This window comes from Corallococcus sp. AB030 (assembly GCF_003668965.1).
Lineage (GTDB): Bacteria > Myxococcota > Myxococcia > Myxococcales > Myxococcaceae > Corallococcus > Corallococcus exiguus.
In genome coordinates this window covers 1-8,798 of sequence record NZ_RAWQ01000299.1, presented here as the reverse complement: position 1 = coordinate 8,798, position 8,798 = coordinate 1, and the positions used below count along the sequence as shown (strand labels likewise).

The 8,798-nt window shown below is 68.1% G+C and carries 5 protein-coding genes; all 5 read right to left on the bottom strand.

Annotation, left to right across the window (positions count from 1 at the left end):
• Positions 1-53: 53 nt before the first annotated feature.
• Positions 54-2,759, bottom strand: a complete 2,706-nt coding sequence (gene polA, locus D7Y15_RS40430) for a DNA polymerase I (RefSeq protein WP_121755913.1) — start codon at positions 2,757-2,759, stop codon at positions 54-56.
• Positions 2,760-2,818: 59 nt separating this feature from the next.
• Entirely contained in the window at positions 2,819-5,032 is a 2,214-nt protein-coding gene (locus D7Y15_RS40425) for an FHA domain-containing protein (protein ID WP_121755912.1), read from the bottom strand.
• A 7-nt stretch (positions 5,033-5,039) separates the two neighbouring features.
• Positions 5,040-6,797, bottom strand: a complete 1,758-nt coding sequence (locus tag D7Y15_RS40420) for an ATPase, T2SS/T4P/T4SS family (RefSeq protein ID WP_121755911.1) — start codon at positions 6,795-6,797, stop codon at positions 5,040-5,042.
• A gap of 152 nt (positions 6,798-6,949) precedes the next feature.
• A complete protein-coding gene (locus D7Y15_RS40415) occupies positions 6,950-8,398 on the bottom strand; it encodes a type II and III secretion system protein family protein (protein WP_120581117.1) in 1,449 nt (482 codons plus the stop codon).
• Positions 8,399-8,444: 46 nt separating this feature from the next.
• The coding region (locus D7Y15_RS40410) for a prepilin peptidase (protein ID WP_121755910.1) at positions 8,445-8,798 on the bottom strand (354 nt) is incomplete at its 5' end.

Genomic DNA, 8,798 nt, shown 5'->3' with positions numbered 1-8,798 from the left:
GGGCAGCGGGAGGGCGCCTACGGGGGTGGGCGCTCTCCCGCATTTTTTCGTGCTCAGTGCGCGTCCGCCCAGCTCTTCCCCGCGCCCACGTCCACCTTGAGCGGCACCTTCAGCTCGGCGACGGAGGCCATGCTCTTCACGGCCAGCGCCTTCACGGCCTCCACCTCCGCGTCCGGCGCCTCGAAGAGCAGTTCGTCGTGCACCTGGAGGAGCACGCGCGTCTTCAGCTTCTGCTCCCGGAGCGCGGCGTCCACGGCCAGCATGGCCTTCTTCATCAGGTCCGCGGCGGTGCCCTGGATGGGCATGTTGATGGCGGCGCGCTCGGCGGCCTGGGCCACCGCCCGGTTCTTGGAGAGCAGGTCCCCCATCAGGCGGCGGCGGCCGTAGAGCGTCTCCACGTAGCCCACCTTGCGCGCCTTCTCCACGGTGTCCTCCAGGTACTGGCGGATGCCCGCGTACCGGGTGAAGTACCGCTCGATGACGTCGCGCGCGTTCTCCTGGGAGATGCCCAGGCGCGTGGACAGGCCGTGCGCGGACAGGCCGTAGGCGATGCCGAAGTTCACCATCTTCGCAACGCGGCGCTGCTCGCGGTCCACGTCCTTGGGGGCCACGCCGAAGACTTCCGCCGCCGTGCGGCTGTGGATGTCCTCGTCATTGCGGAAGGCGTCGATGAGGACCGGGTCCTCCGCGATATGCGCCAGCAGCCGCAGCTCAATCTGCGAGTAGTCCGCGCTCACCAGCTGGTGCCCGGCGTCCGCCACGAAGGCGCGGCGGATTTCACGCCCCAGCTCCGTGCGGACGGGGATGTTCTGCAGGTTCGGGTCGGACGAGGACAGCCGGCCGGTGGCGGTGGCTGCCTGGTGGTACGTGGTGTGGATGCGCCCGTCCTTCGCCACCAGCGTGGGCAGCGTGTCCAGGTAGGTGCTCTTGAGCTTGGACAGGCCCCGGTACTCGATGAGCGCGCGCGCGAGCACGCTGTTGTGCTCCTCGGCCAGCTTCTCCAGCACCTCCTGGTCCGTGGACGGGCCCGTCTTGCCGCGCTTGAGGATGGGCAGCTTCTGCTCCTCGTAGAGCACCTGCGCCAGCTGCGGATTGGAGCCCAGGTTGAAGACGTGGCCCGCGGCCTGGTGGCACTCGGCCTCCTTCGTCTTCACCTCCACGTCCACGCGTTCGGACGTGAGGCCCAGCTCCACCACGTCCAGCTTCACGCCCTCGCGCTCCATCCGCGCGAGCACGGGCAACAGCGGCAGCTCCAGCGTGCGAGCCAGCTCCGAGAGTCCGCCCAGCTCCAGCTCCTTCCACAGCTCCGGAGCCATCCTGCGCGCCGCGTCCGCGCGCACCGCGTACGCCGCGGCCACCTCTTCCGGCCCGTGGTCCGCCAGCGGCCGCCCCTTCTTGCCCTCCACCGACGCGGGCAGCGCGGGCAGCTCCGAACGCAGCCGTTCGCGCGCCAGGTCCGCCAGCGCGTGCTCCCGGCGCGACGGGTTGAGCAGGTAGCTCAAGAGCTCCACGTCGTCCTGGGCGCCCTCCAGCGTCAGCCCTTCATGGGCCAGCACCAGCGTGAGCGCCTTGAGGTCGTGGCCGCCCTTCTTCACCGCCGCGTCCGAAATCACGTCCTTCATCACCGCGGTGAAGGCCGCCACCGGCACCTGCGTGGCGCCCAGCTGCTGGTGCCGCAGCGGCACGTACCGCGTGGAGCCATCCGGCAGCGCCACGCCCATGCCCACCAGCGGCGCCGCGAAGGGCATGCCCTCGTAGGCGGGCACCAGGGTGAGAGACCCGGCCGCCTTCGCCGCTTCCGCCAGCGCCTTCAGCTCCGCCTCGGTGGTGACCAGCGTGGTGGTGGTGGCGAGCGGCGCCACGTCCGGCCGCGCCGGGGCCTCCTCCGCGGGCAGGTCGCGCAGGAGCGCGAAGAACTCCAGCTCCGTGAACAGGTCCCGCGCGCGCGTGGCGTCCGGCGCGCGGCGGACCAGGTCCTCCAGCTTCACGCCCAGGGGCAGCCCGGTGTTGAAGGTGACGAGCTGCTTGGCGCGCGCCAGGCTCTCGCGGTGGGACTCCAGCGCCGCGCGGATCTTCGGCTTCTTCACTTCCTCCACGCGCGCGAGCAGCGTCTCCACGTCGCCGAACTGGTGGAGCAACTCCACCGCCGTCTTGTCGCCCACGCCGGGTACCTTGGCGACGTTGTCCACCGCGTCGCCCACCAGGGCCAGGAAGTCGCGCACCTGCTTGGGCAGGATGCCCATCTTCTCCTGCACGTCCGCGATGCCGATGCGCTTGTTCTTCGCGGGGTCGAAGAGGGTGATGTCCTCGTCGACAATCTGCATGAAGTCCTTGTCGCTGGTGACGACCAGGACCTGGAAGCCCTCCGCCTTCGCTTGCAGCGCCAGCGTGCCGATGACGTCGTCCGCCTCCCAGCCCTCCGCGTCCAGCGAGGCCAGGTTCAGCACGTCCCCCACCTTGCGGATGAGCGGGAACTGGGGCGTCAGGTCCTCCGGCGCCGCCTTGCGGTTCGCCTTGTACGTGGGGTCGATCTTCTGACGCTCCACGCGGCCGGACTTGTCGAACGCGAGCGCCACGTGCGTGGGCTTCAGCTCCTGCAGGGCCTTGAGCACCATGCGGGTGAAGCCCAGCACCGCGTTCGTGGGCACCCCCTTGCTCGTCGTGAGCGGGGGGATGGCGTGGTAGGCGCGGAAGATGAAGCCAGACGCGTCGAAGAGCGCCAGGCGGCGCTCGGAGCGCGGGGGGCTGGTGTCGGCCATCCCCCGTCCCTAGCGCGCCTACCGCTGTCTGTCCACGAAGCCCCGCACCGGAGCGCCGCTCAGCGGCACTTCATCTCGGCCTTCTTCGCGGCCATCTGCTCGGCGATGCCGTCACCCGGCACGGCGTAGTCCTCCACCGCCTGGAAGTCCGAGCAGCTGCCTACGCTGTTCAACGCGTTCTGCGCCTGCGTGGAGCAGAACGCCACCACGCGGTTCAGGTTCGTGTTGCCCTTGTAGAAGTCGAAGCCCATCTTCCAGATGCGGCAGCCGCGGCGGCGGTCCTCGCGGTCGGCGAAGTGCTTGCCACGCAGGTAGGCGGAGGCCGCCAGGTCCTGGAACATGTTCTTCCGGTAGAAGGACAGGTGCGACTCCGCCAGCTCCGCCATGATGCGCTTGTCCGTCGCCAGCGCGTCCTTGAACGGCGCCACCGCGCGCTCGGGGTCTTCGTTGGTGATGTTGCTCCCGCCCGTCTTGAAGAGCTGATCCACGTTGGACACGTCGCGAATGAGGTCGTCCGCGAGCTGGTGGTACTGCGCCTGGTCTTCCTTCGAGCGCAGCTTCTGCAGCGTCGCCATGGCCTCGCTGCCACGGCCGGCCCAGTAGTCCATCATCGCCGCCTGGATGAGCTTCGGGGCGTAGCGCTTGGCGAACATGGCGCGCACCTCGCTGGCCTGATCCACGCCCAGACCGTCCTCCTGGAGGATGTCGGACACGGGGCACGTCCACGGCTGCGCGTTCCGGTCCACGCGCTGGCGGGCCACCAGGAACTTCACGAACATGGTGTCCTTGGGGCGCCACTCGTTCTTGCGCAGACCGCCCTCCAGGCGGAGCGTCTGACCGATGGGCGGCTCCATGTCCTCCTTGCTCTGCTTCTGGCACCACACTTCCATGTACTGCTGGCAGCGCTGGACCGCGGGCCCCCACTGCGAGTTGTTCAGGTAGCGATTGCAGTCGAACTTCGCGCGATCCACGAACTGCTCGGCCGTCTCCTTCGCCTTGGAGCGGGCGCGGCGGAAGTACTCGCTCTCCTTCGGAATCTTGCGGAGGTACTCCAGGGCGTCCTTCTCGCGGTTGAGCTCGATGGACTTCTTCGCGGCCTCGAAGTTGTCGAAGGCCTCCTTCTCCAGCTTGATGCGCCGCACGAGGGTGTTCGCCTCGGCGTTGATGGGGTCCATGTCCAGCGCCTGCTCGCACGCCTTCTCGGCGCGGCCCCAGTCCGGAGCCCCCGTCTCGTTGGAGGCGTAGGAACGGCACTCGCTGAGGAACTCCTGCACCTGCTGCGCGGGATCCAGCGGCGCGGCGGGCCCCGTCGGCTGCGTCTTCTGCGGCGCCCCGACGGAGGACTTCACCACCGCCGCCACCGCGAGCAGCGCCACCACGCCGCCCGCGATCACCATCAGCTTGCGCTTATTGTCCGACTCGGGCGACGCCCGGCCGCCACGACGTGCCGGCGCCGCGCCCGTGCCAGGACGGCGCGCGGGCGTCTCGGCGGACTCGTAGGTCATCTCCACCACGCCGAACTGGAGGACGTCCCCGGGCTGCAGGTCGACGAACTCCTCGCCCAGCAACTCGCCGTTGAGCAGGGTGCCGTTCGCGCTGCCCAGGTCGCGCGCGAGCACGCCCGTGCCCTCGCGCTTCACCTCCGCGTGCTTCCGGCTCACGGAGTCGTCATCCAGGACGACCACCGCCGGAGGCGCCCGGCCCACCAGCAACGTGCCGTTGATGGGATAGGACTTGCCCGCCCATGGCCCCGTCATGCCCTTGAGCACCGGACCCGAACCCGCGCCCGCCGCCGCTGCACCCGCACCCGCGGGCGTGGAGCGAGCGGGCCGCTTCGCCAGCGCGCCTTCGGGCTTCGCGGCCCCGTTCTGCGTGGCCTTGGCGCGGATGCTGGGCATGGCGCGCGTGCCCTTCACGGGCGCGTCCGAGAGCGTCGCCGGATCGCCGGGCGGAGGTGTGGCCGCGCGGCGCCCGCTGGTGCTCCGGGCATTGCCCTTGAGCTTCATCTCGTAGTCGCCCAGCAGCACCTGCGAGGCCGGCGTCAGCGCCGTGGGCCCCTCGATGCGCTCGCCGTCCACGAAGGTGCCGTTCTGGCTGCCTCCGTCCTCGACGTAGACGGTGCCGCCCTCCACGTAGACGCGCGCGTGCTGCCGCGACACGCCGCCTTCCGTGAGGACCAGGTCATTGCCTTGCTGGCGGCCAATCTTCAGCTCGCCCGCGACTTCGTGCTCGTGCTCAGTGCCGTCAGGGTGACGGACGACCAGGGTAGGCATGGGCGCGTCAGTCCTCGCGGAAGATACTCATGTTCACGGGGATGCCCTTGCGCTGGAGCTCGTCGTAGAACTTCGGGACGAAGCCTGACGCCACGTAGCGTCCGCGCACCTTGTGGTCCTCGGTGAAGCCGTCCTGCTTGTAATAGAAGATGTCCTGCAGGGTCACGATGTCGACCTCCATGCCGGACACCTCGGTGATGAAGCAGATCTTCCGAGAACCGTCGGAGAAGCGCGTCTGCTGCACGATGAGGTGCACGGCGCTGGCGATCTGCTCGCGGATGGCCTTCACCGGCAGCTCCATGCCGGACATGAGCACCATCGTCTCCAGCCGGGCAATCGCGTCACGCGGCGTGTTCGCGTGCAGCGTGGTGAGCGAACCGTCGTGGCCGGTGTTCATGGCCTGGAGCATGTCCAGCGTCTCGCCGGAGCGGCACTCGCCCACGACGATGCGGTCCGGACGCATGCGCAGGCAGTTCTTCACCAGCTCGCGGATGGTGATGGCGCCCTTGCCTTCCAGGTTGGGCGGGCGGCTCTCCAGCTGCACCCAGTGGTCCTGCGGCAGCTGAAGCTCCGCCGCGTCCTCCACCGTGATGATGCGCTCACCCTCCGGGATGAACGAGCTGATGATGTTCAGCGTCGTCGTCTTCCCGGAGCCCGTGCCGCCGGAGATGACGATGTTGCGCCGGGCCGTCACGCACATCTCCAGGAACTCGGCCATCTGCGCGGTGACGGTCTTGTATTTGATGAGGTCCTGGATCTTCAGCGCATCCTTCTTGAACTTGCGGATGGTGATGCAGGGGCCCTTGAGCGCCAGCGGCGGGATGATGGCGTTCACGCGGCTGCCGTCCTTGAGGCGCGCGTCCACCAGCGGGCTGGATTCGTCGATGCGGCGGCCAATGGGCGCCACGATGCGCTCGATGACGCCGAGCACCGCCTGGTTGGAGGAGAACGTCTTCTCCGACAGGGTCAGCTTGCCCTTGCGCTCGATGTAGATCTGGTTGGCGTGGTTCACCATGATCTCGCTGATCTCTTCCGACGCGAGGAACGCTTCCAGGGGCCCCAGGCCCAGCGCCTCGTTGATGACGTCGGTGAGCAGCTCCTCCCGGTCCACGTCCCCGGGAAGCTCCTGGTCCGCCTCCATCTGGTCGATGATGTCCCGGATGGCCTTCTCGGTGCGGCGCCAGAGCTCCTCGTCCCCGAGCCGGTCCATGTCCATGCGGCGCAGGTCCAGGTACTCGATGAGCCGGTCGTGGATCTCCTTCTGGAGCCGCGAGTAGCGCTCCAGCCGGGGGTCCACCTTGCGCTTGTTCTTCGCCATGGCCGCGGCCATGGACGCGGGCATGCGGCTGGGAGCCGCGGGGGCGGGCGCGGGCGCCTCCTCCTCCTCGTAGGGCTCCTCCTCTTCGTAGGCCTCTTCCTCGTCGTAGGCCTCTTCGCCCTGCTCCTCGTCGTAGCCCTCGTCAGAGGGCTCGTCGGCAAGCGCCTCGACGTTGAGGATGTAGTCGCCGATGGAGACCTGGTCGGTGGGCTTCAGCACCATCGGCCCGGCGATCTTCTTGCCGTTCACGAAGGTGCCGTTCGTGGACTTCATGTCCACGATGATGAAGCGGCCGTCCTTTTCGACGATGCGGGAGTGGGTCTTGGAGACGTTCCCCTTGGCGAGCACGATGTCGTTGCCAGCAATCCGGCCGATCGTGATCTCGTTCTTGGGGTACTCCCGCTGCTCCGAACCGCCGCCCTTCTCCGTCAGCGTGATGAGAAACATGGGCCGGGATGCTACCAAGCCCTCCTACGACCTCAAAGACTCCTGCGACGCTCGCCCGCCTGCTGCCCGGAAACGGACGGGCCGGCACCCTCCCCCTCTGAAGCAGGGATGGGGCCGGCCCGGATCCAACGTGAGGGCGCTTTTGAGGGCCGTCAGTCGAAGATGTTGAAGTTCACCTCGGAGCGGGCCTGCTTGTAGCGGGTCTTCACGTCCTCGATGATGCTGCGGACCTTGTCCGAGTCCGGGTTCACGATGCGCGGGGTGACGAAGATCACCAGCTCGCGCTTGGTGGTGTCGAACGCGCGGTTCTTGAACAGCTCGCCCACGATGGGGATGTGACCCAGGCCGGGCAGCTTCGCGACGGCCTTCTGCTCGTCGTGGCTGAACACGCCGGACAGCACGATGGTCTCACCGTGGCGCACCGTGACGTTCGTCTTGACCTTGCGGGTGCGGAAGCCGGGGATGGCGGACGAACCACCGAAGGACACGGACACGGAGGTGTCGATTTCAGAGGCCTCCGCCTCCACTTCCGTCTGGATGTTGCCGTTGCGGTCCGCGGTGGGGCGGATGTTCAGGATGACGCCGTAGGGCTTGTACTCCACCGTGAACTGCGTGTTGGTGATGAGGGGGATGGGCACCTCGCCGCCAGCGAGGAACTCCGCCTTCTCACCGCTGGCGCACACCAGCTTGGGCTGCGCCAGCAGGCGGCCGTAACCGTCGTTGGCCTGGAAGCCGATGCTCAGGTCGGAACCGCCCGTCGCGCTCATGATCAGGCCGGAGACGGCGTCGCCAGAGGGGATGAGCGCCTTGTTCAGCGTCGCGGCGGCGGTCAGCGTGCCGGTGATGTCCGTGGGGTACTTGATGCCGTAGCGGTCGCGGCTGTTGCGGCGGATTTCGACGAACTGGACCTCGGAGAGGATCATCCGCTTGATGCCGACGACGAGCAGGTTCTCCACCTTCTCACCGATGGCCTTGGTGATGAGCTCCGCCTTCTGGAGGTCCTGCTGGCTCTCCACGGAGCCCTCCAGGAAGATGGTCGCGCCCACCACGTTGGCCTGCACGTTCTTCAGGCCCGCCTTCTGGAAGGCCGCGTTCAGGTTCTGCGCGACCAGCTTCTTGGCGTTGGGGGCGATCTTCACGAACGACTTCACGTTCGGGTACAGGCTCACCACCTGCTCGATGCGGTCCGCGTCCTGCGTGGTGTAGGCCTGACCGTCCAGGTAGATGCGGTCACCCACCATGCGCACGGACACGCCTTCGATTTCACCCAGCAGGCGCTTGATTTCGGAGATGACCTCGTTGGGGTCCTGCTTGCGGACCGTCACCAGGTAGCTGATGCGCTGACCCGAGGACTTCCAGACGAGCAGCGTCGTCTTGCCTTCGGCGTTACCGGTGACGAGCAGCTGACCGGTGCCGAGCGTCTTCACCTCGGCGATGGACGGATCACCCAGCGCGACGCGGCTGAGTCCGGGAATGGTGAGCACCTTCTGGGTACCCACACCCAGGCTGACGGAGCTTCCCTCCTGGGCCAGGGCGGGGGCACTGGCCACCAGGGTGACGAGGGCGCCGAGCGCCAGGGCTTGCGTGAAGCGAGTGGACATCGTGTGAATCCCCTTCTTGCGTGCGCGCGCCCGGCCTGACGGCGCGCTATCCCAGATGTTGTTGCTGCCACCACATGGCCCAGAAAGTCCCGACCGCGATGGAGACGCCGTAGGGGATGTGTCGCACGGGAGCGGTCGAGGTTTCCTCGCGCATCCATTTCATCCGCACCGCCCAGCGACGGGCCACCGCCGCCAGCGTGTCCCAGACGGCCCCCTGCCACAGCAGCGTGACGATGGCCTGCAGCGCGCCCGTAAGCGAGATGAAGGCCGCCGCGGCGAGCACCGTGGGAAAGCCCAGCACGCAGCCCACGCCCGCCATCAGCTTGACGTCACCCCACCCCATGCGCCCGCGCAGCGCACCCGGCACCAGCAGCAGCGCGAGTCCCGCGCCCGCCAGTAG

Coding starts and splice junctions, on each gene's coding strand:
- polA (WP_121755913.1), bottom strand. CDS start 2,759: ATGGCCGACACCAGCCCCCCGCGCTCCGAGCGCCGCCTGGCGCTCTTC.
- D7Y15_RS40415 (WP_120581117.1), bottom strand. CDS start 8,398: ATGTCCACTCGCTTCACGCAAGCCCTGGCGCTCGGCGCCCTCGTCACC.
- D7Y15_RS40425 (WP_121755912.1), bottom strand. CDS start 5,032: ATGCCTACCCTGGTCGTCCGTCACCCTGACGGCACTGAGCACGAGCAC.
- D7Y15_RS40420 (WP_121755911.1), bottom strand. CDS start 6,797: ATGTTTCTCATCACGCTGACGGAGAAGGGCGGCGGTTCGGAGCAGCGG.